The sequence below is a fragment of the Corynebacterium lactis RW2-5 genome (assembly GCF_001274895.1).
In the GTDB taxonomy this organism is placed as follows: Bacteria; Actinomycetota; Actinomycetes; order Mycobacteriales; family Mycobacteriaceae; genus Corynebacterium; species Corynebacterium lactis.
Genome location: NZ_CP006841.1, coordinates 249031 through 272501 on the forward strand (window position 1 = coordinate 249031; position 23471 = coordinate 272501).

Below are 23471 nucleotides of genomic sequence, written 5' to 3' on the forward strand. Positions count from 1 at the left end.
CGCGTGCCGCGATGGCTGCGGCGCGAAGGCACTAGGTGTAGAGGCCGTTGTTGTGGGTGCCAGCGGAAGCGCGGACGCCCGGCTTCTTGACCACAGTCTTGAGGTCCTGGACCGACTCGATGGTCTTCTCAGGCTTGCGGATCGACTTGACCTTCTTCAGACCAACCAGTGCTGCGATGCCGGCGATGACCAGCATCAGGACGAAGACGATCAGGAAAGCGGCCCAACGCGGCAGCCAGACCGAGAGCAGCTCGCCCAGGAAGAAGAAAAAGAAGAACGAAGAGTACAGCGCAACCACGCCGGCCACTGCGAAGAAGCCGCCGCCGATGGCGCCCTTCTTAGCCTCACCAGCAATCTCTGCCTTAGCCAGCTCAATCTCAGAGCGGACCAGCGAGGAAATCTGAGAGGAAGCGTTGGAAACGAGCTGGCCGATGCTGGCATCACCCGAAGCGTTCGAGTCAACATCGCTCAGCGGGATGGCGGTAACACGCGGCTCGGTGCCGTCGGTGAAAAGACCCTTCGTATCGTCGTTGCTCACGTGTACTTCCTCCTACGGAGATGATTTGAAAATAATTTTATTGGCTTAGTTTCCAACTGCTTCAACCTAGTTTAGCGTTGACGCAGCATCAAATTTGCCGCGGGGTCGGAACCTAAGAATCTTCTTACAACCTGCAATACTACCTATCTACTTCGCGCGCGCGAGTTACAAAAGAAAAAATTGTGGGATAAGTACCAACTCGCCTGGCCGGGGAATTAGGGTGAAGGGCATGGAAAATCAGCCAGGAACCCCAGATGCTCCCTCCTCCGCAGGCTTGCCGACGCCCGCTTCACGCAGCGGACTGCCCGGCGGTGCCGGCGGTTCGGGTCGCGGGCTCGCGGGTATGAGCCTCGGCGTCAGTTCCGTGTCCGCCAAGAAGCGCGCCGAGCGCGAGGCTGCGGCGAAGCGGGCCCAGGGGCAGGGGCAGACCGAGCAGACTGAGTCCATTCCGGCGCTAGACCCGGCCGATCCGCTGGCGCCGCTGTGGAACCTCGACGGCGTCGCGCACGCCGCGGTTGTCGCTGCTAAGTCGATTCAGGCTGTGCACCGTCACAAGGCGAACCTGCGCAAGCACAACGTCACCGGTTCCGAGTCCGTGCTGCGCGGCGCCCGCGCCTCTGCCTGGCTCGAGGGCGGCGAGCGCGCCCTGCCTGCCGACGGCAACGTCACCGACCCCATCCTCGCTGCCGCGCTGCGGGTGGCCGACACAATTTCTCCGGAGGCCATCGGCGAGACCGCGCGCGTTTGGCAGCGGGCCCCGCAGCAGGTGCTGGCAAAGTTCGCCCTGAATGCCTCCCCGGCGGGCGAGACCGAGGACGGCTCGGAGGCCCGTATGAAGGCCGGTCGCCCGGTTGGCGACGATAAGCTCTCCTCCGCGATGAAGGAGCAGCGCCTGCACATCCTGGGCGATTTCATCACCGGTCGCACGGATGTCCACGCGGGCGTTCTCTCTGCGGTCGTGCACGGCGAGCTGTTGACCATGCGCCCGTTCGAGTACAACAATGGCATCATCGCGCGCGCCGCGTCGCGCCTGGTCGCGGTGTCGACGGGACTGGATCCACGTGGCCTGTCGGTTCCGGAGGTGTACTGGACCCGTCACCGCGACGAGTACTTCGAGGCCGCCGCAGGATTCGCCTCTGCCACGCCGGAGGGCCTGCGAAAGTGGATTCTCCTACATCTGGAGGGGCTCAAGGCCGGCGCCGTCGAGGCGCGCGGCATTGCCGACGCGGTCTAGGAAAAATGAGGGCCGACGGCGTGGAGGGGCGTCGGCAAGCGAACTAAGCGAACTGGCTGTGCGCGGAGCGGGGGGGGGGCTACTTCTGAGGGCGGTCTTGCGGGCGGCGTAGGGCGAAGATGCTCGCGCCCACACCCACTGCCAGCGCTGATGCGGCCGCCGTGACTGCGGCGGTGCGCTTCGAGGGGGCACGCAGGAGAGGCACAGGGTTGCGGAATTGGCGCACGGGCCAGCCGCGCTCGACGGCCAGCTTGCGGAGGGCTTTATCCGGGTTGACGACCAGCGGGTGGCCGACCTCGGCGAGCATCGGCTCGTCGGTAATAGAGTCCGAGTAAGCGAAGCAGAGGTCCAGGTCGTGGCCGTATTCCTCGGCGATCTCGCGAACCTTGATGGCCTTGTTCTCGCCGCGGCAGAAGAACGTGACGCCGCCGGTAAAGACGCCGTCTTTCTTCTCCAGATCTGTGGCGACCACGTGGTCTACCCCAAGCAGCTCCGCAATCGGCTCGACCACTTCGCGTGCCGACGCAGACACTATGTAGACCCTTTGACCCTGCCGCTGGTGCTTGCGAATGAGCTCGAGTGCCTCGGCGTAAATGTACGGGGTGATGGAAGTCTCGAGGGACTCGGTCGCGACTTTGCGCAGTTCATCGGCTTTGTGACCTGCGACCATGGCGGAAAGCTGCTCGCGGGCGGACTCCATCTGGTCATCATCGTGGCCCTGAGACATGTACATTGCGTGGCTGAATGCCAGTTGCATCATGGTGGTGGGCGAGATTAGGCCCATCTCGAGGAAACGCCTGTTGAAGGCGTACGCCGAGCTACGGGCGATGATGGTTTTGTCCAGGTCAAAGAAGGCGGCAGCGCGGGTTGGCGCGGTCGGGTGTGAGAAGGTACGCGCTTCCGGGCTGTTGCTCATGGTGGATAATCATACCCGTGTGTCAATAGGTGTAGGTGGGGTTTGGTGATGTTGGGCGAGTGGCGGGGTCCGTAGCGGGGCGTGTGGCGGGGTTCGAAAGTTTTCGTCCGATTGTTGTTTGCAGTTTTCGAAGGATATGTAATACTTGGAACTGGCAGGCCCCTTCTGTTTACAGACTGCGAGGCCGCCCCGGCTCAATCCCCCCCCCGAGCCGGTAAGATGCCCTGCGCCAATCCCCCCCGGCGCAGGGCATCGTCTATTTGTGCTGTTGCCTGCGCTTTTGTAATCATTTGCGCCGATTAATGCCCACTTACGTAGCGCTATCGGGCTTTTGGGTAATTGCTGTGCCGTCCTCGCCACTTGTTGGCGCGGGATCATGATGTTGGCGCGCTATAGCGCGGGTAGCGTCTAACGGTCAATGCACCACCTGAACAATCAACTCCAAAGGAGCAGTTCAGGTGACTAAAACCTCTTCCCAACGCTTGCGCAACGCTGTACTCGCCGATATCCGTGCACGCCGTATGACAGTGGCCGCTATTGCACGACACCACGGCCTGAGCGCACAGACCGTTGCCCGATGGGCGACTACTGCTGGCATCACACCTGGAGTGATGCTGCCTGCCGGCGCACGTGGCGACGCGCTGGAGATCTGTTTCCGCCTGGCCGAAGGTCATCACTGGCCACTGTTTTACATCAGCAGCGGACTCGGCCATGCAGGCCAGCACTTTGCTCGACGCTGGTGGGCTAAAAATTTTCCTATGACCCCACCTCCTACAGCACGTAGAACCAGGAAACCGGATATTTCCCGCTGCGATATGCGCCTTCTTGCCCACCCGTCTGACCAGGTCGTCGGCCGTGGCATGCGGCTAAGCCTGGAAGAACGCATCGCTATCGGCATGATGCATACCGTTTTTGACTTCTCAGCAGCCCAGATCGGGCGGGTACTCGGGCGGGCACGGCAGACGATTTCCCGGGAACTACACCGTGGTCGTCGACCTGACGGGGTCTACGATCCGGCTGCAGCCCATGAGCTAGCCCACCGGCGTCGTGCGCGACCGAAAACACCAAAGCTCGTCGCCAACCACGCGTTGCGCACCGAGGTTGTTCGATTGTTGTCGACACCACGGACAGGGCGGATACCATGGCACTCACCAGCGTTGGTGTCCAAGCGCCTGCGCGCTGCTTACCCGGAAGATGCCACCATGACAATTAGTGCTGAGAGTATTTACCAGGCCTTGTATGTGCAGGGTCAAGGCAGCCTTCGTCAGGAATTAAAGGTAGAAAAAGCTCTACGCTCAGGGCGTAACCGCCGTATCCCACAGTCCCGGTTACGTGGGGTGTGGCCGAGTGGGGCGTAGTCGCTCCTTTATCGGTGATGCGTTTCTAGTCAATCGCCCGGCTGAAGCAGCTGACCGTGCGGTACCTGGGCATTGGGAGGGGGATTTAATTATCGGCTCAGGTGGCAAAAGCGCGTTGATTACCTTGGTTGAGCGCACTAGTAGGTATGTGATGGTGCGTCGTTTGGCTGATAATCACACCAGTCGTAGTTGCACTGATGCCCTCGTCGAGATGATTGGGCAGTTGCCGGAGGATATCCGTAAAACTCTCACATGGGATCGCGGTGTGGAGATGGCGTTGCATGCGGAGTTTACGGTGGCGACGGGGTGCCAGGTGTTTTTCTGTGATCCGCATGCGCCGTGGCAGCGCGGCAGTAATGAAAACATCAATCGGAGTATTCGGGAGTATTTCCCGAAGGGGACTGATTTTTCGGTAGTGACTGATCGGGAAATTCGGGATATGGAGTATGAGCTCAATACCAGGGCGCGGATGGTTTTGGATGGGTATACGCCGGTGGAGGTGTTGACTAGGATGCTTGGAGACGAAGGTGGTGCATTGACCACCTGACGCCGCCGCGCCAACAAGTGAATATCACGCCAACAAGTGCTCAATGCGTCATTAGTGGAGGCACACCGCGCCAACAAGTGAGTGAGAATCGGCAATAAGCGGGCGGTATGTGCCGATGGGCGGCTGAGAAGCGCCAATAAGTTGGATTTGCGGACATAAACGCAGCGTGTGGCGTTATCCACACTTGAAAAAGTATCCACAGGCACGGTTCGGGAGAGGCCTTTTTCGGGCGATTCAATCCGGTCGATGAGGCACAGTGTGGGCCATGGCAATCGAGCACTTCCAGAACAGTCCCGCACGCACCGCGCACCACATCGCACCCCACAACACAACGTCATCGCAGGCGCCCGTCGTCATTGCGTGTGAGGATGCGTCGCTGGCGGATGAGGTCTCTCTGATCGTCGCGGCGGCGGGGCGGCCGAGTATTCACGCCAGTGCGACCAATGCATCGTCGAGGGCCCGCCCGGGGTCGGCCCTGTGGCGTAGGGCACCAGCAGTTTTCGTCGATCTCGCCGCGGCGCGTCTTTTAGAGGGCGACCTCGCCTCCTCCGGCGCGATGTTCCTGGTGCGTGCGGATTTGCAAGAGGAAGACCCGCAGCTGCAGCAACGGCTGCGCCCAGACTTCAGTGTGCGGTTGCCGGCCGACAATCTGGAGGTCATCCAAGCCCTCGGGCGCTGGGAGGAGGGTCTCGAGTCGCCGGATTACTCAGGCCGGGAAGAGTCTCCCGCAGCGGTGGTTGGTGGCGTCGGCAAGCGAAACGGATACTGCGCTGCCCTCACGCCCGCGGTGGGCGGGGCTGGGGCGTCGGTGCTGGCCGCGGCGGTGGCGCAGGTACTGTCGCGGGATGGTCGGACGTGCCTTGTGGATGCGGACGAGTTTTCGGGAGGTGCGGATTTGCTTCTCGGGATGGAGTCGGCGGAGGGGCTGCGGTGGCAGGACTTTGCGGTCGGGGAGGGGCGGCTGGATGGCGCGGCACTGTTCGAGGCGTTGCCCGCGGCCCCAAGTTCCCCCTTGCTGAAGGTGCTGACTTCGTCGCGGGCGCGAGGTCTATCTGGGGCTTCTCGGCCGGGGCCTGCGCAGGTCTTAGAGACGGTGAAGAGTCTCATTGCGGCCGAGATTGCGGTCGTGGTTGATGTTCCCCGCGGTGCGGAGTGGATGTGCTCGGTGGGGCCGATTGCGGATGACTTTGTGATTGTGGTGCCGACCTCGGTGCGGGGAATCGCTGCGGCCGGGCGCCTTGCAGAGCAGTGCGAGGAGACGGGGCTGGCGCCAGTCGCCGCGGTCAGGCAGACACGGCATCGCGATATTTCCGCCGAGGAAGTCGAGTTCGCGCTGAATGTCCCGATCGTCGGCGAGGTTGAGTATCTCAAGAGCCTCGGCCGCGACATCGATGTGGGAGGCCTAGGCGGTGGCAGCGTCAGCAGGATTGCGCGCTGCATGGAAGACCTTCTGAGCAGGGCAAACATCGCGGACAATGGGGGACTGCGGGCATATGGATGACAACGCGCTACTCGAGCGGGTCCGCGCCAAGCTCGCCGACCTACCCGAGGGACAAACGCACAGCGACATCGCAAGTATCGTTCGCCAGGAAACGGCGGGAGTGGTGTCCGACGTTCGCATGCTCGATCTTCTGCGCCGCGTGCGCGAGGAATCGGTAGGCGCCGGCATCCTCGATCGGCTCCTGCGCGGCGCCGGCGTCAGCGATGTGCTGGTCGCCGCTCCCGACAGGGTCTGGGTCGACCGAGGAGAGGGACTTGCGCTTACGGACGTCGTATTCTCCGGTGAGGAGGAGGTCCGCTCGCTTGCGGTTCGTCTCGCGGGACGCTGTGGCCGCAGGCTTGACGACGCCCAGCCCTGGGCGGATGGTCATATCCCCGGCGGTATTGCCGGTCGTGGCGTGCGCGTACATGCGGTGTTATCGCCGCCTTCTGGGACGGGGACGCAGATTAGTCTCCGGGTGCTCAGGCCAGCACGGCGAGGGTTGGAAGATCTCGAGCGCGCCGGGCTTTTTCCAGCTGAGGTTCATGCGGTGCTTGCGGATATCGTGCGCGCTCAGTTGTCCTTCATCGTCGCGGGAGGGACGGGAGCTGGGAAGACGACTCTGCTGGCGGCGATGCTGTCGCAGGTGCCCGAGGAGCAGAGAATTCTCTGCATTGAGGACACTCCGGAGTTGGAGCCGGAGCATCCGCATGTTGTGAAGCTGGTGACGCGTGCCGCGAATTTGGAGGGAGCGGGCGCAATCGGCCAGCAGGAGCTGGTGCGCCAAGCGCTGCGCATGCGGCCTGATCGCATCGTGGTCGGAGAGATTCGTGGAGGCGAGGTGGTCGATTTGCTGGCTGCCTTAAACACGGGGCACAGGGGTGGGGCGGGCACGATTCACGCCAACAGGGCGGGTGACGTGGTCGCGCGTTTCGAGGCTCTGGGGCTGATTGGCGGGTTGGACCGTGAGGCTCTGCATTCGCAGTTGGCATCGGCGGTCCAGGTCGTGCTGGTGGTGCAGCGCAGCTCAGGCGTGCGTCGGCTCGCTGAGATCGGCGTGATCGTGGGAGTTCCCCCACGGATCGTGACTGCCTGGTCGGTCGAGGGCGGCGCCGGAGAAGGCTGGCCGTTGTTGCAGGACTTACTTCGCGGATAAGGATCTGTGAAGGGGAGGGGAAATGGGGACAACGTTCTCGCTGAGCGCCAATACTTTGGCGGTAATAATTGGCCTGATTGGCGTATTTATCCTGGTCTGGCCGGCAGACAGCGCCCGGGCGCGAATACGAGCCATCGCGGTTCGTCCTCGACGAGGTTCGACTGAAGGCAGGGGCGTATTTGGGAGCACTCGTTTGGGCCGGATTCTCCGGGAGCGTCAAGCGCATGACGTAGCGCGGAAATGGTTGCCGGTAGCAGCGCCTGGAGTTGCGTTGTTCTGGTTCGCCGGGGTTCCCGGGGCGATCGCGGGCGCACTGCTTGGTCGGAGTGCACAGAAGGTGCTCGAGTCGGGCGCGGTCAGGCGGGCCGCGTCGCGGGATGAAGAAGACCTGTCCCGCAGCTTGGAAACCCTCATCGCCCAGCTGCGCGCGGGTGCCGACGCCGCCGCAGCGTTGACCGGAGCCGCTCGGGAACTGGGCGGTAGAGGTGGGGAAAACGCAAAGTCCGGCGTTAGCCGGGTTGCCGAGGCGCTGAGGTCCGCGGCGCGACGAGCCCACTTCGCAGACCCCTGGGAGGCTGCGGAAGGTGCGGGTGAAGGGGGCGTCGGCAAGCGGGGCAAGGTGTTGCCGGGTTCGGAGGCGTCATCGGCTGCGGTAGCTCCGGTGGCGCGGGTGTGGGGCGTTGCGCAGCGGCACGGGCTGAGCCTCGCCGGGCTGCTGGAATGCGTACGGGGTGATGTAGAGGCGCGAAGGGCGCATCGGAGCCAGACAGCTGCGGCGCTCGCCGGGCCGCGGATGACCATTGCAATCCTGGCGGGGCTGCCGGTATTCGGTCTGGTGATGGGGCAGGCGTTTGGGGCGCAGCCATTCGAGTTCTTTACAGGCTCGGTGCTGGGCGGGGGTGTGCTGGTGGCTGGCGTGGGGCTGGTGTGCGCCGGAATCGAGTGGTCGGTGGCGATTATCGATAGGGCGGAGTCGGGCTCATGACGTACGGATTGTTGCTGATAGCTGCGTACCTGTTCTTGCCTGTCTCCTCGCCGGCAGTGCGGCGGATGCCAGAGGTGTTCCGGGCAGGGGGAGCGCCAGCACGAGAGCCGGAGAAAGTGCTGGGTAGAGAACCGGGACGGGCGTCGGGGAAGACGCGCGTGGCACGGTGGAAATTTGGAATATGGATAGCTCAAAAAGAGTGGTCAGATCGATTAAAAAAGATGCTGCAACCAATGATGGGCGTGCGCCCACTAAAGGCGTCGGAGCTTCTCGATGCCGCGGCGGTCCTGGACATCCTAGGAGCCTGCTTGCGCACCGGGCTGCCCACTGCGATGGCGCTGCGGGCGGCGGCGCTGAGTGTCCCGCCGTACTTGGGAAGCAATCTGGAGCATTGCTCCGCGCGGATCGCTGTGGGCGCGCGGTCACCATGGGGAGCGTTGGCGGAAGTGCCGGTCTTTCAGGACCTGGCCCGCGCCGGGCAACGTGCAGAGGAATCCGGAACCGCCCTTGCCCTCGGGCTCGACGAGGTGGCGCAGACCTATCGAGCCCGGGCCGGCGATGCCGCGGACGCCACTGCGGAGCGGGCAGGAGTTCTGATTGCCGGGCCTCTGGCGTTGTGCTTCCTGCCGGCATTCGTCGTGCTGGGGCTGGTCCCGACAATTGTGGGGTTGGCCGGGAGCATGTTCGCAGAAATGGTGCCGTGGCCATGACTTACTCACCGCCGGGGATAGCCGGAACACATGGACGCGATGCGCAGGCCCGAGCGCCGCCTTGCCACAGACACCTCAGCGCAGCAGATACAGCGCTGCGGGGGCGGCGCGAAAGATACGGCATGAAAGACACGGCGCAGAAACAGCCGATGCCAAACCACAAGAAATCTCGTCGAACTTCGAAAAGGAGTAAGCAAAAATGAATCCCTTCAACTTCAACGCCACCGACCCAGTTGCCCTAACGAAGAAGTACTTGCGTGAGCGCTTGAACGCGCTGGTCAAGGACGAATCCGGTATGAGTACCGTCGAATATGCCTTGGGGACTATCGCTGCCGCGGCCTTTGGTGCACTGCTCTACACGGTCGTCACCGGTGGAGACATCACTGAGGCGCTCACTGGAATTATCGAAAGGGCGCTCAACACCGATGTCTAGCCGCATTCGCCCTGCGCGCGCCGACGCTTCCGCCGATGCTCCCGCTGACGCGCTTACCGACGCCCTGGTTGACATCCTCACCGGCGAAGACGGACAAGCCACCGTGGAAACGGCCTTTGGAATCGCGGCGATTGTCACCGTGATGATGAGCGCCCTTACCGGCCTCGTCGCCGTTGCCATGTACCTCGGGCTTACCGACGCCGCAGGCGTCATCGCGAGGGCGCATGCGCGGGGCGATGCAGAAACTGTCGCGAAACTCCAAGACGGGCTCCAGGGTGCGGTCACCATCAACGACGGCTCCTCCACGGTTGAAGTGACGGTAACCGGCACGGTGGGCCCGTTCCCCTTGGAGGCTCGCGCCGTGGCGCTCAACGAGAAGGCGGTGGCCGAATGATGACGTCGCCTCGCAGGGGCACAGCCCGCGCATCGGCGCTGTGGCGCGACGAAACCGGCGCCACGACGGTGCTCGCCGCGCTGCTCATTGCTGCGATCGTCGGCCTGATGCTGGTCGGGGTGCTCGCCGGGAAGAACCTCATCGTTGTGCGTCAAGCCGCGGTGGCGGCGGACTTGTCCGCTGTCGCCGGGGCCATCGCAGCCCAGGAGGGTGACCGGGCATGCGATTCGGCAGGCCGGATCGCCAGGGCCAATCACGCGGCAATCGTCAGCTGCGACCGCCTCGGCGAGGACGTGCAGGTAACAGTAGAGCGGTCGGGAAGGAGGTCAACGGCCAGGGCCGGCCCCGCGGAAGGCTTGGACGATACCAGTTAGCACCTTGATCGCGCCGTTCTTATCCAGCGGTTCGTTGCCGTTTCCGCACTTCGGGGACTGGATGCAGGACGGGCAGCCGGACTCGCACTCGCACGCCATGACGGCGTCAAGGGTGGCGCGAATCCACTGTTCGAAGGCCTCGAAGCCGCGGTCGGCGAAGCCCGCCCCACCCGGGTGGCCGTCGTAGACGAACACGGTCGGCTGCTGCGTGTCCTCATGTAACACGGTGGATACGCCGCCGATGTCCCAGCGGTCGCAGGTGGCGATGAGCGGCAGCATGCCAATTGCCGCGTGCTCGGCTGCGTGGAGGGCGCCGGGGGCGACGTCGGCAGGAACGTCCCAGGAGCGCAGCGTGGATTCAGTCATGGTGTAGGCCACAGCGCGGGTGACCAGGCGCTGCGGAGGATAGTCCAGGTCGACGCTGTCAAGAATCTCGCCGTTATCGCGGCGGCGCAGATAGGAGGTCACCTGATGGAACACCTCCACCTGGCAGGACGCGACCTGCAACGGCCCGATGTGGCGCATGTCGTCGATATCCAGAATCCGAATTGTCGTATCCATCCGAGAACTAGTGGAGTAGGGAGGCTCCTCCGGATGCACAAGAGCAACCAGGTCATTGAAGTCCAGGGCATCGACAAGATAGGAGTCGCCACGATGCAGGTAAACGGCACCATCGTGGACCTGCTGCATCGCACGTCCCAGGTCGATCGTGCCGAGCATCCTGCCGTCGGTGTGGTCGACAATCGCAACCTCCTGGCCGTCGCCGCCGCGAACGTTGACACGCTCGTGCGCCGAGGAGATCCTGGGGCCCTCGTCTCGGTCGGTGGGGTAAAAGACCCCGCGTCGCAGTCGCAGCCAGCCCTGATCGACCATCTGCTCCGCTACGGCCAGCGTCCCCCACCGCTCCAGCTGCGCCACAGACAGCGGTTTTTCCACCGCGGCGCAGTACAGGTGCGACCACACGACGTGGGGATTCGTCGGGTCGAACACGGTCTTCTCTACCGGGCGACCCAAAAGCGCCGACGGGTTGTGCACCAGATACGTGTCCATCGGGTCGTCGCGCGCCACCAACACCACCAGCGCACCTTGCCCGCGGCGCCCCGCGCGTCCGGCCTGCTGCCAAAACGACGCCACAGTGCCCGGGAAGCCGGCCTGCACCACGGCGTCCAAACCGCCGACGTCAATGCCCAGCTCCAGCGCATTGGTGGTGGTAACGCCGAGGAGGGAACCGTCGTCGAGCATGCGCTCAATCTCGCGCCGCTCCTCCGCGAGATAGCCCGCGCGGTAGGACTCCACGCGGTTGCCGACATCCATGCGCCCCCGCTTTTCCAACCGCTCCCGAACGCCCAGCGCAATCGTCTCTGCACTGCGCCGAGAGCGGGTGAAAGTCAGGGTGCGGGCGCCGTCGAGAAGCAGCTCGGACATGATGTCGGCGGCCTCCGTCGGAGCCGGGCGGCGCACCGGTGCGCCGTTTTCACCCTCGAGATCCGGCACCATCCCCGGCTCCCATAGCGCAATCGTGCGTTCGCCCACGGGAGCGCCATCCTCGGTGGCGGCCTCCACCGGTTCGCCGATGAGACGTCGCGCCTGGTCCGCGGGATCATTCGTCGTCGCCGAGGCGAAAATCACCGTCGGGGATCCGCCGTACTCACGCGAAAGCCGCAGCAGTCGCCGCAAAATCTGGGACACGTTCGCGCCGAAAACACCTCGGTAGGCGTGGCACTCATCTACCACCATGAAGCGCAACTGGCGCAGCAGGCGCGTCCAACGCGTGTGGTTACCCAGAATCGAAGCATGCAGCATATCCGGGTTCGTGAACACCCAGCGTGCGTGGTCGCGGATGGCCCGCCGGGCGTCCAGGGGAGTGTCGCCGTCGTAAAGCGAAATTCCGGAGGCGAGGCTACCCGGGGCGAGCCCGCGCGCCGAAGTCAACTGATCCGCGCCGAGCGCCTTCGTCGGCGACAGGTACAGCGCCGAGGCGTCGGGGGTAGCGTCCAACGCGGTCAGTACCGGCAGCAAATACCCCAACGACTTGCCCGACGCGGTGCCCGTCGCGACCACGCAGTGCTTCCCCGCGTGTGCGATATTGGCAATCTCAGCCTGATGAGTCCACAGGTTCTCCACCCCGCGATTTAGCAGCTCCTCGCGCAGCCACCCCGGTACCCACTCCGGCCACGGTGCCGTAACGCCCGGTCGCGCGGGCATATCGGCGATATGCGTCACCGTCGCGCGCGGATGCGCCTTGATGATTGGCCCCAGCAGCTCCCGCCCGAACGACTCCACGCGCACCAACCTCGCTTCCACACTCTTTCCGCCCCGCCCCGCGCCCGATTCCCGACGACCGCCCAACCCCACCCGGCCCGCGCCTCCTGCTGCGGGGGTGAAGGTGAACAGGACAAAGGAGACGGCACGAAGTTAAACGTGGCAGACTTCCTGAGTGTATCGCCCCGCGGGGTGGTGCATGTTTTATCAATCCTGAAGTTGGGAAGTTTTGTAATGGCACAGGGTACTGTGAAGTGGTTCAACTCGGAGAAGGGCTTCGGGTTCATCGCCCCAGCTGACGGTGGCAACGACGTATTCGTTCACTACTCCGAAATCCAGGGCACCGGTTTTAAGACCCTCGAGGAAAACCAGGCTGTCGAGTTCGAGATTGGCGAAGGCCAGAAGGGCCCGCAGGCTCTGAACGTTCAGCCGCTGTAAGACGCAGCGAGTGCGCTGAAAGTGCGCACTGAGCGTGCAGCGACGCATCGATGCTGCCGCCGCGACCGAACTCGAACATTTGCGCTTCCAAACCCACGTGTTTTGCCCGTGGTCGGGGAGCGCTTTCGCGTTTTCTGGGGCTGGGCGTGGACCTATGCGCGACGCCCGTGCACGCCCCCGATGGACTCGTTTGGCGCACGCACAACTAGATTGTGTGTACGGTATTCCTTATATTCTTTTGAGAAAAGCGTTGGGTGACACCGTTTTCGGCAGCCGAAAGCGGTGATCGCGAAAATGATCACAAATCAAAGTGGCAGGTAGATAGCACGTATGGGCAACTCAGATGGCCTCAAGCGCCTCGTAATTGTGGAGTCGGCGACGAAGGCTCGCAAGATCCAGAAGTATCTCGGCGATGACTACATCGTCGAGGCGTCCGTCGGCCACATCCGCGATTTGCCCCGTGGCGCCGCAGACGTGCCCGCGAAGTACAAAAAGGAACCGTGGGCGCGACTCGGCGTCAACGTCGACTCCGGCTTCACCCCGCTCTACGTCGTCTCCGCGGACAAGAAGAAGAAAGTCTCGGACCTCAAGACGAAGCTGAAGCAGGTCGACGAGCTCTACCTCGCAACCGACCCCGACCGCGAGGGCGAGGCCATCGCGTGGCACCTGCTGGAAGTCCTGAAGCCGAAGGTGCCGGTGCGCCGCATGGTGTTCCACGAGATCACCAAGCAGTCCATCCTGGAGGCCGCTGAAAACACCCGTGAGCTGGACCAGAACCTGGTCGACGCTCAGGAGGGGCGCCGCATCCTCGACCGCCTCTACGGCTACGAGGTCTCCCCAGTTCTGTGGAAGAAGGTCATGCCGCGGCTGTCCGCAGGCCGCGTGCAGTCCGTCGCCACCCGCGTCATCGTTGAGCGAGAGCGCGAGCGCATGGCGTTCATCTCCGCAGAGTACTGGGACGTCGCCGCGACGTTGGCGACCCTTAACGGCGGCAGCGCCGCAGCCGGCGACACCAACAACCCGAACCAGTTTGTCGCCACGCTGACCAGCGTCGACGGCGACCGCGTCGCCCAGGGCCGCGACTTCAACGACCGTGGCCTGCTGAAGAAGAACGATGGGGTTCGGGTCGTCGATAAGCAGCTCGCGGAGACCCTCGCGGCGGATCTAGTCGGCAGTGAGCTGACGGTCGCGTCGGTGGAGGAGAAGCCCTACACGCGCCGCCCCTACCCGCCGTTTATGACGTCGACCCTGCAGCAGGAAGCCGGCCGCAAGCTGCACTTCACCTCCGAGCGTACGATGCGCGTGGCGCAGCGCCTGTACGAAAACGGCCACATTACCTACATGCGTACGGACTCCACGACGCTGTCTGCCTCCGGTATCGACGCCGCCCGCAAGCAGGCGCTGGAGCTCTACGGCTCCGAGTACGTCGCCGACGCGCCGCGCCAGTACTCCCGCAAGGTGAAGAACTCGCAGGAGGCTCACGAGGCAATCCGCCCGGCCGGCGAGACCTTCGCCACCCCGGGCCAGCTCGCCGGTTCCCTGGACGCGGAGGAGTTCAAGCTCTATGAGCTGATCTGGCAGCGCACTGTCGCCTCCCAGATGGCCGACGCGCGCGGCACCTCCATGAAGGTCACCGTCGCGGGCGCCACCGCCGACCACGCGGTCGAATTCTCTGCCACCGGCCGCACCATCCGCTTCCCGGGCTTCCTCAAGGCCTACGTTGAGGTCTCTGCGCTTGCCGACGGTCGCAAGGTCGCCGACAATGCCGAGAAGCGCCTGCCGCACCTGGTTGAAGGCCAGGGCCTGACTGCTACCGAGTTCAGCGCTGATGATCACTCCACGAACCCTCCGGCGCGCTACACGGAAGCGTCGCTGGTGAAGAAGATGGAAGACCTGGGCATTGGTCGCCCGTCGACGTACGCGTCGATCATCAAGACGATCCAGGACCGTGGCTACGTGTACTCCCGTGGAAATGCGCTGGTGCCCTCTTGGGTGGCGTTCGCAGTGGTCGGCCTGATGGAGCAGGCGTTTTCGGACCTGGTCAACTACGACTTCACCTCCGAGCTCGAAGACGAGCTCGACGATATCGCCGCCGGCAACAAGGATCGCACACTGTGGCTGTCCGGTTTCTACTTCGGAGATGACAAGGATCACCGCCACAAGGGCGCCGATGCCATTGCGACGCACGGCGGCCTGAAGAACATCATCGACGTGAACCTGGAATCGATCGATGCGCGCAAGGTCAACTCGCTGCACCTCTTCGACGATGCCGACGGTTACCCGATCGTGGTTCGCGTTGGACGCTATGGGCCGTACCTGGAGCGCGCTCGCGCAGGGGCCGGTGAGAACGGTTCGGATGATGTTCAGCGTGCCAACATCCCGGAGGCCATGACCCCCGACGAGCTGGATTTGGCCGCGGCTGAGAAGCTTTTGGCCATGCCTCAGGGAGGCCGTGAGCTGGGACTCAACCCGGACAATGGGCGCATGGTGGTGGCCCGCGATGGCCGCTACGGCCCGTACGTCACCGAGCTGGTCACCGAGTCCGAGCGCGAGGGCGTGGTGGCGAAGGCCGAGGAGATTATCGCCGCCGAGCGCGCCGAGGAGGACGCTCAGCGCGCCGCCGAGGGCAAGCGTGCCAAGAATTGGGAGACCAAGACCGCCGCGAAGCAGAAGGAAAAGCGCACCGCGGAGATCATCGAGGAGACTCTCAAACCGAAGACCGCGTCGCTGTTTTCCTCCATGGAGCCGTCGACGGTCACCCTCGAGGAAGCTCTGAAGCTGATGAGCCTGCCCCGCGAAGTCGGTGTCGATCCGACCGATAACGAGGTCATCACTGCCCAGAACGGCCGCTACGGCCCGTACCTGAAGAAGGGCTCCGATTCCCGCTCCCTAGCGAACGAGGAGCAGATTTTCACGGTCACCCTCGATGAGGCTCGCCGCATCTACGCCGAGCCGAAGCGCCGTGGGCGCGCCGCCGCGAAGCCGCCGTTGAAGCAGCTGGGTGACAACGATGTCTCGGGTCGCCCGATGTCGGTCAAGGACGGTCGCTTCGGCCCGTACGTCACCGACGGCGTCACCAATGCCTCTCTGCGCAAGGGAGATACACCGGAGACGCTTACCGACGCCCGCGCCTGCGAGCTCCTTTCCGAGCGACGGGCCAAGGAGGCCGCCGAGGGCGGTACGAAGAAGGCCGCTAAGAAGTCGTCGAAGAAGACGGCGAAAAAGTCGACTAAGAAGGCAGCGAAGAAGACGGTGAAGCGGACTACGAAGCGCGTGGTCAAGGCCACCCGGAAGGGGAAGTAAGAAAAACCGCGGTATTTTTACCAGCATTTCGGTTGAAGTAGTCGATTTTTTGACGTTACTTCGACCGAAATGCTGGCAAATTCTTCTCTATGGAGGCAGGGCACCCGGCTTCGGTGCGCAGTCTCGAGACTTAGTCCCCACCCCTTTTCGTTTTGCTATTTCGAGTGCTTGAGTTCGGCGCGCATGGTCGGCCCGTAGGAGATGCGGCGATGCATCTTTTCGAACGGCCCCTGCATTCCACGGGCTTCCATCACCCACGCGATAAAGAGCGTAACTAGCCAGACCGCGAATGCGACACCGGTTTGGATCGCAGTACCGAGGCCTCGTGGGAAGTCCAACATGAATGGGTAGACCAATATGGCAAACAGTACTGATTGCAGTAGATAACCTGTCATGGAACGTTTTCCCAGAGCCACAATCGCGGTCATCCATGGTGGGATTGGTGCCCCAGCGTGGATACGCCGCTGCAAGGGTTCTAGAGCTAATGCGAGGCCCGCCAGAATACCCGGCCCCGTAAAAACGCCGATTGAACTGTTAACAAGCATGAAGCTCTCTTCAAACTGCTGAGGCAACACACCGATGGCGGCGAGGCCCCACGGTAAGCCAACCCCGAAGGAAATCACCAAAGCAACTACTAGCCACCGAATTAAGAGTGGTCGATGGGAAGAGACGTCGGCAAGCACTCCCTTACGGGCCCATACAAAACCGAGCAACATCACTGGAAAGTAGAAGAAAGTCGACACGGGAAGCGTGACAACAGCTAGAAACAAGACTTTCAAATTGGTCCAAAGCAGCGATAAGTATGTAGCGGCCTCGGAGGTCCCTCCCAGGGAAGCTGGATCCTTAGTTGTGCTACTGGCGGTCTGGCCTAGCAATAGTAAGGACACCAAACCTATCAGGGCAATAATGACGAGTGGAATCCAGTATATGACCCTGAGCTGACGATCTTGGAGGTCTATGAGAGCCGCAATGGCCACTCCGCATACTCCATAGAGAAACATGACGTCGCCGGAGAACAAAAAGAGCAAGTGCGTAGCGCCAAACAGTGCAAGGAATGCATATCGCTTCGCAATTACCGTTCGCGCCCTCATTATTGGAAACTCACGTCTGGCGAGGCTTAGTGAGATAAGACCGATGCCGAAACCGAGGAGAGTCGCAAACATTGGCAATCCTCGGTTGTGCGCTGTGATGGCGGCGAAGACAATAGCAATCTTGTCGGCAAGGCTGTCGCCATTAATGCCTCCGAAGAAGGACGCGGGGGTGGGCTTGTCGAATAACAGCCATGCAGTTGCGACGTTGGCAATGGCGATGCCGAGCAGCGCTAAGCCGCGTGCGACGTCGGGAACCAGCATTCGCGGGCGCTTGGCGGTAGCGCTTGCATCGATTTCGGTCATTCCTACACCTTAAGGGCATAGCAAAGGCGCCGCATTTGAGGGGTGCGGCGCCAACTTTTGGCTATGTTATTTAACGTGTTACTTCTCGGGTCGCATTGTCGGACCGTAGGACAGGCGTCGGTGAACCTTCTCAAACGGCCCCGCTAGACCGCGCACCTCGAGTGCCCATGCTATGGCTAGCGTGAGCAGCCAGACCAGAATCGCAATGCCGGTTTGGGCGGCTGCACCCAGTCCACGTGGGATGCCAAGCATGAACGGGTAGACCAAAATGAAGAAGAGTACGGACTGGAGTAGGTAGCCAGTCATTGAACGCTTGCCCAGCGCCACCACTGCTGTCATCCATGCTGGTACTGCAGCACCTTCGTTTATCCGCCGCTGTACTGGCTCTAGAAGTAGTGCCAGTCCTGCGAGGATGCCGGGGCCGGTAAACGCGCCGAGGCAGGTGTTCAAAAACAGCAATACTTCTTCGTACTGCGACGGAAGCACGTCAATTGCCGACAGGCCCCAGGGTAGCCCCACTCCGAGGGAGATGACAATTGCCACCGCTAACCAGAGCTTTAGCTGGGTGCGGTGCGCATTGACGTCGGCAAGCACTCCCTTACGGGCCCAGACGAATCCGAGCAGCATCACGGGAAAATAGAAGAACATGGACACCGGCAGTGTTGTTATGCCGACTCCCAAAACCTTGAGGTTTGCTGCGAGCATCTCGGCATAGCTAGGAATTTGAGTGCTGCCGCCGGCTGCGGTGATACTATCCGGCGCGGCGGTGGTGTTGTTGGTCAGTAGCAGGACTCCGATGAGGCCGAACAGGGTGGAGAGAATCAGCGGTACCCACGCAAGGACTGTGAGCGCGCGATCACTGAATCCGATGAGCAGGGCGATAACGATGCCGCAGATGCCGTAGAGGAACATCACGTCGCCGAAGAAGAGGAAGACGGTGTGAATCACTCCGAAAAGCGCTAGATAGGCGTAGCGCTTAATCAGGACGCGACGAGATTGGCGGACCGTGAAACCCCGCCTGTTCAGGCTGAGAGTGATGAGTCCAACGCCGAAGCCGAGAAGAGTCGCGAACATCGGGAGGCCTCGGTTATGCGAGGTCACCGCAGCAAAGACTACTGCGATCTGATCCGCTAGGGCGGTGGCGCCGTCGCTGATTCCTCCGAAGAAGAACGCGGACATGGATGTGGGAGCCACAAGCCATGCAGTTGCGATATTCGCGATTGCTATGCCGAGCAGTGCAAAGCCGCGGGCGGCATCGGGGACGAGCATGCGCGGTCGGCGCTGAGAGATTGGAGCCGACTGATGTGCGTCGGTCGTGTTTGGGCTCCCTATTCCTGTTCCGGATGAGCCCTGTATGGTCTGGCCATCTTGTTGCATTCCTTTAATTTACGGTGGCGCGTTCGTTTTTTACAGTCTTGGCGAGTGTGATACGCACCAAGGCCTTGCATCATATCGAAAAGCGATATAGTATCGAAAATCGATACATCGAAAGTCGATATGTGAGGAGCCTTGTCATGTCTGGCAATCCGCTTGATTCTGATTCTGCCGATACCGCTAAAGCGGTTCATCCGGCGAGCCCTGAGGAAGGGGGTACCAATGCAGAACGTGTGAGCACGAGCGAGCGGGGCAATCGGGAACCCCGCGACCCCTATCGCAATGCGAAGAAGGAGCGACGCGATATGAACGCCTCGCTTCTAGGGGGTGTGCTTGCGCTGGTGTTCATTTTCTTGGAGCTGCGAAATCCACTCTTCAATCAGAAGTTCAGCAGCAATCTCGCCCTTCTGTTGCCCGAAAATATCGCCGATGGAAACGGAATTCCGGTTGAGATCATGAGTGGTGGGGCGCTTGGGCTATTCATTGTGGCGGAGGCGATTAAAGCACTAAGCGTTGCGGCCATTGCAGTTTTGATAATCCTGGTGGTGCGCTCCTACATCAGGGGTGAGTTCTTTACCTTACGCAGTGCGCGCAGGGTAACCGCGATTAGCTGGCTGACTTTGATTTACTCGGTAGGGCTATTTATCCAGCATATGGGCAATAACATGGTTGCCTCCGAGCTAGGCCTCGATGTTTGGTTCGACCGATCGGAGAGCGTTCTTGGGGGGTTCCTTCCCTTCTGGTACGTGTTAATGATGGCAATTTCCATGCTCGGCGTTATGCTCTACCGCGCCGCCCGGATGCAGCAGGATCAGGAAGGGCTCATCTAAATGGCGGAGGTTATGTGCCACCTCGATGACCTGCTTGCCCGCCGCAATATGACCCTGGCTGCGCTCGCCGAAGAAGTGGGGGTGACCCCGGTGAATCTATCGGTACTGAAAAACAACCGCGCCAAAGCTGTTCGGTTCACGACGCTCATTGCGCTTTGTGAAGCTCTGGACTGCCAACCGGGGGATTTGTTTACGGTCGAATGACAAAATCTTCCCGCCCTGACGAATCGTCCGTATCCCGTCGGCGGCGCTGGTCGCATGGAATTTCTCGCGCGGTTCTTGCCCGCACCGAATTTTTGCCAGCTTTTTGTAGGAAGTAACCGAGTTTTTGGTGCTATTTCCTACAAAAAGCTGGCAAATTTTGTCTGGGAGCCACAGCCACAGCCGCAGCCGGAGCCCGAGCCCCGTCGCTCTAGGCCTCGTCGGCAAGTGTGGGGCGCACCGGGCGGGCCAGCTGGGTCATGTGAGTACGTCCGCGCAGTTCAACGGACTTTAGGGTAGTCCAGCGGGCCTGCTCGTCCTCATTCGCCAGGCGAATCGTTGACGCGGTGGCGAGGACGCGACCGGGGGTATCCTTCGCCAGTTCGGTCAGGCGCGCGGCCTGGTTCACGGCATCTCCAATGACCGTGTATTCGAAGCGGTCGTGCGCACCGATATGACCCGCCACGACGTGGCCCGCGGAGACGCCGATGCCGGCGGACAGCCGGAGGTGCATCAGCTCTTCACGCAGTTCGCGCGCCGCGGCCAGAGCGTGGCCCGCAGTATCGTCCAGGGGTAGGGGAGCGCCGAAGACGGCCAGAGCCGCGTCACCCTGGAACTTGTTGATGATGCCCTTATTGCGGTGCACACAGTCCACCACGTGCTCAAAGAAGGCGTTGAGCTCCTTGACCACGACCTCCGGAGGGTTTTCCACCGCGAAGTTTGTCGAACCAATCACATCCACAAAGAGCACTGCCACCAGGCGGTCTTCGCCACCGAGTGTTGGCTTTTCCTCCAGTGCCTTGCGGGCGACCTCTGATCCGACGTAGCGACCGAAGAGGTCGCGGACGCGCTGGCGCTCCTGCAGTCCGCGCATCATCTCGTTGAACCCGGCCTGCAGGACGCCCATCTCCGAGCCATCGTAAATAGGGACGCGCGTGGAGGTTTCACCCATGCGGACCTTGTTAATCGCGCCGGTGAGGTCCCGAATTGGATCCACAATGGACATACTCGCCAGCATGGTGCCGAAGTAGCCAGTGACCAGTGCCAGCACGGCCAGCGCATTGATGGCCGGGAGGAGATCTGCGGCATCGTCTGTGAACAGGCCCTCACGCTGGCCGAGAAGTACCAGAAGAATCGCAAGAACCGGAACACCACTGGTCAATACCCAGGTCTGGCGCAACCGGTGGCCAATCGGGGGCTCCAGCGAGGAATCCGGCGCCCTGCGCGCCAGCGCCTCAACCGCGACCGGGCGGACCATACGCTCGGAAATCAGGTACGTCAGCAGTGCCACCATTGCCCCGCCGAGCACCGAGGAAATCAGAACCATCAGCCCCAGCTTGCGGTCATACGCAAAAGCCGCGATGGAGAATACCGCCACGCCGATAGCCCAGATGACCGCACCCAGAAATGCCTGGTAGACCGGCACGCGCATCACTAGGTAGCGGACCCTGCGCGGGTCGTGCAGCTCCGGGTGGCGCTGCCATTGCAGCAGGGGCTTGAACAGCAGCCACGTAGTGCCAATTCCGGCGACAATCGCCGCAACCAGGTACGCCCCGAGGCCGTAGACCGCGACCGCCGGCAAATGAGGCCACCTGGTCTCCTGGTCCAGCGGGAGCAGAACACCAACGAACAGCCCCACAATCGAGGCGCCGAAAAGGTTACACAGGAACACGAAAGCGGCATACGCGGGCCACATTGTGCCACTTAGCCACTTCACATTCCTCCAGAGCCTTTGCATGGTTACTACATTAGTGTCTCCGCCGGATTGCCGGGGAGCCGTTTGTGCGATTGGCATTCGCCGGCCGTACACTCCACCAGTCCAGCCCGCCGGGCACGCTAGAGTTAGGCGCATGAGCGACAGCAGCGTCTTTTCCCGCATGCCCGAAACCGGCGGCGTCCGCGAGCGCCTGCTCGCTGCCACCCGCGCTGCCCACTACCGCTTCGCCCGCGGGCTCGCCCTGGCTGGGTATGAGCGCGTCTCCTCGCTTGCCGACGTTCAGGGCAGCGGCAATGCGGAGCAAGAGGCGTCGGAAAGCGAGGGAGGGGAGGTCCCGCGGGATTCCGACATGACGCACGCCTGGTTGTTTACGGGGCCAGCAGGGTCGGGAAGGTCAGTGACCGCGAAGGCGTTTGCGGCGGCGCTGCTGTGCACGAACCATGACAACCCAGGCTGCGGGGGGTGTGAAGGGTGCCGCACGGCGCTGGCGGGTACGCATGGTGACATCAAGATAATCCGGACCGAGGGCACCATCATCCCGGTGAAGACCGTCCGCGATGAGATTCGCCCGTGGGCCTATAAGCTGCCGACCACGGCGGACTGCCGTGTGCTGATTATTGAGGATGCGGATCGCCTGAACGACCAGGCCTCGAATGCAATGCTGAAGCTGGTGGAGGAACCGCCACTGCGCACCGTGATTATTATGTGCGCGCCCACGGCGAACCCGGAGGATTTTTCGGTGACGCTGCGCTCGCGCTGCCGACATGTGTATGTGCCGACGCCGCATACGGAAGATGTCGTGCAGCTGCTGTTGGCAGAGCGTCCGGATCTGACGCAGGAGCAGGCGCAGTGGGCGGCGACGGTGTCGAACGGGCATATTGGGCGTGCGCGCGGATTTGTCAGCGATGAGGGCTCGCGAGCCTGGCGTTCAAAGGCGCTGGATTTCGCGGAGGCCGTATTTGACCCGGCGAAGTCGTACCTGGTGGCGCGGGAGCTTGCCAACGAGGTCACGGGTGAGGTCAAGCGCCGGATGGAGTCGGTGGAGCAGGCGGAGTTGGAAAAGCTGGAGCAGTCGCTGGGAGTGGGCGCGTCGGGCAAGGGCGCCCAGGCGGCGCTGCGCGGTTCCAAGGGCGTAATTAAGGAGCTGGAGGAAAACCAGAAGAGACGGCGCAGGCGCGCGGAGTCGGACCTGATTGACTTGTCGCTGACGGACATCATGGGCCTCTACAGGGACGCGCTGCTGATCTCCTCGGGTGTTGCAGCTGACTCGGGCGAGGGAATTGGTCTGATTAACCCGGATCGGCGCCGCACCGCTCAGGAGCTGGCGCGCAGGCTCCCGGCGGAGTCACTGCTGGAATCTATCGACGCTATCTCCGGTGTGCGGGATATGCTGAAGTCGGCGGTGCGCAACGGGGTGCTCCTCGACGAGCTAATGGCAAAATTGCAGATTGCCGGCCAGGTGGGGCGGCGCTAAAAGTGCCGTTCATGAGCGGCTGGCGCACGGCTATTGCACGGCGAAGGCACTGCCAAGGCACGGCGAAGGGGGCCGCTAGGCCACGCCATTTCTCCCCATTTTGGTGACCGGGGGCCGGGTGCATTAATATAATCGCTTGTACATTTTGTGCTGGGTAAGCTTCGCTTTCTTGCTTCCTGTGCAATGTGCGTGCCGCCTTAGCTCAGTCGGTAGAGCATCTCACTCGTAATGAGAAGGTCGCGAGTTCGATTCTCGCAGGCGGCTCCATTTTTATTAACCCCGTTTCGCTCTGGCTCCCAGTCGCATAGGATTAGCAACAAAGTGAAGCGGGGTTTTCGTATTCTCCGCTGCTT

21 protein-coding genes and 1 tRNA gene are annotated in these 23471 nt (G+C 62.2%); 16 read left to right on the top strand and 6 right to left on the bottom strand.

The window, feature by feature from the left end; translation table 11 throughout:
• Positions 1 to 31: 31 nt before the first annotated feature.
• Positions 32 to 538, bottom strand: coding sequence for a phage holin family protein (locus CLAC_RS01030; protein ID WP_053411332.1), 507 nt, complete (start codon positions 536 to 538; stop codon positions 32 to 34).
• Between the two features lie 229 nt (positions 539 to 767).
• Between CLAC_RS01030 and CLAC_RS01035 the strand changes: the two genes are divergently transcribed.
• Positions 768 to 1772: a Fic family protein gene (locus CLAC_RS01035; RefSeq protein ID WP_245621919.1), complete on the top strand. Its 1005-nt coding sequence runs from the start codon at positions 768 to 770 to the stop codon at positions 1770 to 1772.
• A gap of 79 nt (positions 1773 to 1851) precedes the next feature.
• On the opposite strand, the gene CLAC_RS01040 is transcribed toward CLAC_RS01035, so the two are convergent.
• Positions 1852 to 2688: an HAD family hydrolase gene (locus CLAC_RS01040; RefSeq protein WP_053411333.1), complete on the bottom strand. Its 837-nt coding sequence runs from the start codon at positions 2686 to 2688 to the stop codon at positions 1852 to 1854.
• 458 nt (positions 2689 to 3146) lie between these two features.
• Here CLAC_RS01040 and CLAC_RS12185 point away from each other — a divergent pair, with 458 nt between their 5' ends.
• The 9 genes from CLAC_RS12185 to CLAC_RS01080 all read left to right on the top strand — a co-directional run bounded on the left by CLAC_RS12185 (position 3147) and on the right by CLAC_RS01080 (position 10125).
• Positions 3147 to 4046 (top strand): helix-turn-helix domain-containing protein, encoded by a 900-nt coding sequence (locus CLAC_RS12185; RefSeq protein ID WP_082312955.1) that lies wholly within the window; start codon positions 3147 to 3149, stop codon positions 4044 to 4046.
• Positions 4036 to 4593: an IS30 family transposase gene (locus CLAC_RS01045; protein WP_169750317.1), complete on the top strand. Its 558-nt coding sequence runs from the start codon at positions 4036 to 4038 to the stop codon at positions 4591 to 4593. The genes CLAC_RS12185 and CLAC_RS01045 overlap by 11 nt, the downstream gene beginning before the upstream one ends.
• 265 nt (positions 4594 to 4858) lie before the next feature.
• Positions 4859 to 6094, top strand: coding sequence for a CpaE-like family protein (locus tag CLAC_RS01050; protein WP_053411335.1), 1236 nt, complete (start codon positions 4859 to 4861; stop codon positions 6092 to 6094).
• The gene (locus CLAC_RS01055) at positions 6087 to 7229 is read left to right on the top strand and encodes a TadA family conjugal transfer-associated ATPase (protein WP_082313466.1); all 1143 of its coding nucleotides are present in this window, start codon (positions 6087 to 6089) and stop codon (positions 7227 to 7229) included. The genes CLAC_RS01050 and CLAC_RS01055 overlap by 8 nt, the downstream gene beginning before the upstream one ends.
• 22 nt (positions 7230 to 7251) lie before the next feature.
• On the top strand, positions 7252 to 8214 hold the full coding sequence (locus tag CLAC_RS01060; RefSeq protein WP_053411336.1) for a type II secretion system F family protein: 963 nt from the start codon (positions 7252 to 7254) through the stop codon (positions 8212 to 8214).
• A 221-nt stretch (positions 8215 to 8435) separates the two neighbouring features.
• Positions 8436 to 8924, top strand: a complete 489-nt coding sequence (locus CLAC_RS01065; RefSeq protein ID WP_245621920.1) for a type II secretion system F family protein — start codon at positions 8436 to 8438, stop codon at positions 8922 to 8924.
• A 199-nt stretch (positions 8925 to 9123) separates the two neighbouring features.
• Positions 9124 to 9357: a DUF4244 domain-containing protein gene (locus CLAC_RS01070; protein ID WP_053411338.1), complete on the top strand. Its 234-nt coding sequence runs from the start codon at positions 9124 to 9126 to the stop codon at positions 9355 to 9357.
• Positions 9350 to 9751, top strand: a complete 402-nt coding sequence (locus CLAC_RS01075) for a TadE family type IV pilus minor pilin (RefSeq protein WP_053411339.1) — start codon at positions 9350 to 9352, stop codon at positions 9749 to 9751. The genes CLAC_RS01070 and CLAC_RS01075 overlap by 8 nt, the downstream gene beginning before the upstream one ends.
• A complete protein-coding gene (locus tag CLAC_RS01080) occupies positions 9748 to 10125 on the top strand; it encodes an Rv3654c family TadE-like protein (protein WP_245621921.1) in 378 nt (125 codons plus the stop codon). Before CLAC_RS01075 ends, CLAC_RS01080 begins: the two co-directional genes overlap by 4 nt.
• Here CLAC_RS01080 and CLAC_RS01085 read toward each other — a convergent pair.
• On the bottom strand, positions 10078 to 12429 hold the full coding sequence (locus CLAC_RS01085) for a DEAD/DEAH box helicase (protein WP_245621922.1): 2352 nt from the start codon (positions 12427 to 12429) through the stop codon (positions 10078 to 10080). The two genes, CLAC_RS01080 and CLAC_RS01085, sit on opposite strands and share 48 nt — an antisense overlap.
• Positions 12430 to 12621: 192 nt before the next feature.
• Here CLAC_RS01085 and CLAC_RS01090 point away from each other — a divergent pair, with 192 nt between their 5' ends.
• Both CLAC_RS01090 and topA read left to right on the top strand, forming a co-directional pair.
• Positions 12622 to 12825, top strand: a complete 204-nt coding sequence (locus CLAC_RS01090; protein ID WP_053411340.1) for a cold-shock protein — start codon at positions 12622 to 12624, stop codon at positions 12823 to 12825.
• A gap of 330 nt (positions 12826 to 13155) precedes the next feature.
• On the top strand, positions 13156 to 16128 hold the full coding sequence (gene topA, locus CLAC_RS01095; protein WP_053411341.1) for a type I DNA topoisomerase: 2973 nt from the start codon (positions 13156 to 13158) through the stop codon (positions 16126 to 16128).
• Between the two features lie 155 nt (positions 16129 to 16283).
• Here the strand turns inward: topA and CLAC_RS01100 are convergent, their stop codons facing one another.
• Together CLAC_RS01100 and CLAC_RS01105 are read right to left on the bottom strand one after the other, a co-directional pair.
• On the bottom strand, positions 16284 to 17522 hold the full coding sequence (locus CLAC_RS01100; protein WP_245621923.1) for a DUF418 domain-containing protein: 1239 nt from the start codon (positions 17520 to 17522) through the stop codon (positions 16284 to 16286).
• 78 nt (positions 17523 to 17600) lie between these two features.
• Positions 17601 to 18791, bottom strand: coding sequence for a DUF418 domain-containing protein (locus CLAC_RS01105; RefSeq protein WP_053411342.1), 1191 nt, complete (start codon positions 18789 to 18791; stop codon positions 17601 to 17603).
• A gap of 245 nt (positions 18792 to 19036) precedes the next feature.
• Here CLAC_RS01105 and CLAC_RS01110 point away from each other — a divergent pair, with 245 nt between their 5' ends.
• Both CLAC_RS01110 and CLAC_RS01115 read left to right on the top strand, forming a co-directional pair.
• Positions 19037 to 19726 (top strand): DUF2975 domain-containing protein, encoded by a 690-nt coding sequence (locus CLAC_RS01110; protein ID WP_156324726.1) that lies wholly within the window; start codon positions 19037 to 19039, stop codon positions 19724 to 19726.
• Complete coding sequence (locus tag CLAC_RS01115; RefSeq protein WP_053411343.1) at positions 19727 to 19930, top strand: helix-turn-helix domain-containing protein; 204 nt, start codon at positions 19727 to 19729, stop codon at positions 19928 to 19930.
• 208 nt (positions 19931 to 20138) lie between these two features.
• On the opposite strand, the gene CLAC_RS01120 is transcribed toward CLAC_RS01115, so the two are convergent.
• Positions 20139 to 21665 (bottom strand): adenylate/guanylate cyclase domain-containing protein, encoded by a 1527-nt coding sequence (locus CLAC_RS01120; RefSeq protein WP_053411344.1) that lies wholly within the window; start codon positions 21663 to 21665, stop codon positions 20139 to 20141.
• A gap of 112 nt (positions 21666 to 21777) precedes the next feature.
• On the opposite strand from CLAC_RS01120, the gene CLAC_RS01125 reads away from it, so the two are divergent.
• Both CLAC_RS01125 and CLAC_RS01130 read left to right on the top strand, forming a co-directional pair.
• Positions 21778 to 23118, top strand: coding sequence for a DNA polymerase III subunit delta' (locus tag CLAC_RS01125; RefSeq protein ID WP_053411345.1), 1341 nt, complete (start codon positions 21778 to 21780; stop codon positions 23116 to 23118).
• Between the two features lie 191 nt (positions 23119 to 23309).
• Positions 23310 to 23385: transfer RNA gene (locus tag CLAC_RS01130), tRNA-Thr, on the top strand.
• The last annotated feature ends 86 nt before the right edge of the window (positions 23386 to 23471 follow it).

Bases quoted from the DNA above. Each gene is read 5' to 3' on its own strand.
- CLAC_RS01035 (WP_245621919.1), top strand. From the start codon at position 768: ATGGAAAATCAGCCAGGAACCCCAGATGCTCCCTCCTCCGCAGGCTTG.
- CLAC_RS01040 (WP_053411333.1), bottom strand. From the start codon at position 2,688: ATGAGCAACAGCCCGGAAGCGCGTACCTTCTCACACCCGACCGCGCCA.
- CLAC_RS01050 (WP_053411335.1), top strand. From the start codon at position 4,859: ATGGCAATCGAGCACTTCCAGAACAGTCCCGCACGCACCGCGCACCAC.
- CLAC_RS01055 (WP_082313466.1), top strand. From the start codon at position 6,087: ATGGATGACAACGCGCTACTCGAGCGGGTCCGCGCCAAGCTCGCCGAC.
- CLAC_RS01060 (WP_053411336.1), top strand. From the start codon at position 7,252: ATGGGGACAACGTTCTCGCTGAGCGCCAATACTTTGGCGGTAATAATT.
- CLAC_RS01065 (WP_245621920.1), top strand. From the start codon at position 8,436: ATGCTGCAACCAATGATGGGCGTGCGCCCACTAAAGGCGTCGGAGCTT.
- CLAC_RS01070 (WP_053411338.1), top strand. From the start codon at position 9,124: ATGAATCCCTTCAACTTCAACGCCACCGACCCAGTTGCCCTAACGAAG.
- CLAC_RS01075 (WP_053411339.1), top strand. From the start codon at position 9,350: ATGTCTAGCCGCATTCGCCCTGCGCGCGCCGACGCTTCCGCCGATGCT.
- CLAC_RS01080 (WP_245621921.1), top strand. From the start codon at position 9,748: ATGATGACGTCGCCTCGCAGGGGCACAGCCCGCGCATCGGCGCTGTGG.
- CLAC_RS01090 (WP_053411340.1), top strand. From the start codon at position 12,622: ATGGCACAGGGTACTGTGAAGTGGTTCAACTCGGAGAAGGGCTTCGGG.
- topA (WP_053411341.1), top strand. From the start codon at position 13,156: ATGGGCAACTCAGATGGCCTCAAGCGCCTCGTAATTGTGGAGTCGGCG.
- CLAC_RS01100 (WP_245621923.1), bottom strand. From the start codon at position 17,522: ATGACCGAAATCGATGCAAGCGCTACCGCCAAGCGCCCGCGAATGCTG.
- CLAC_RS01105 (WP_053411342.1), bottom strand. From the start codon at position 18,791: ATGCTCGTCCCCGATGCCGCCCGCGGCTTTGCACTGCTCGGCATAGCA.
- CLAC_RS01110 (WP_156324726.1), top strand. From the start codon at position 19,037: ATGTCTGGCAATCCGCTTGATTCTGATTCTGCCGATACCGCTAAAGCG.
- CLAC_RS01115 (WP_053411343.1), top strand. From the start codon at position 19,727: ATGGCGGAGGTTATGTGCCACCTCGATGACCTGCTTGCCCGCCGCAAT.
- CLAC_RS01120 (WP_053411344.1), bottom strand. From the start codon at position 21,665: ATGCAAAGGCTCTGGAGGAATGTGAAGTGGCTAAGTGGCACAATGTGG.
- CLAC_RS01125 (WP_053411345.1), top strand. From the start codon at position 21,778: ATGAGCGACAGCAGCGTCTTTTCCCGCATGCCCGAAACCGGCGGCGTC.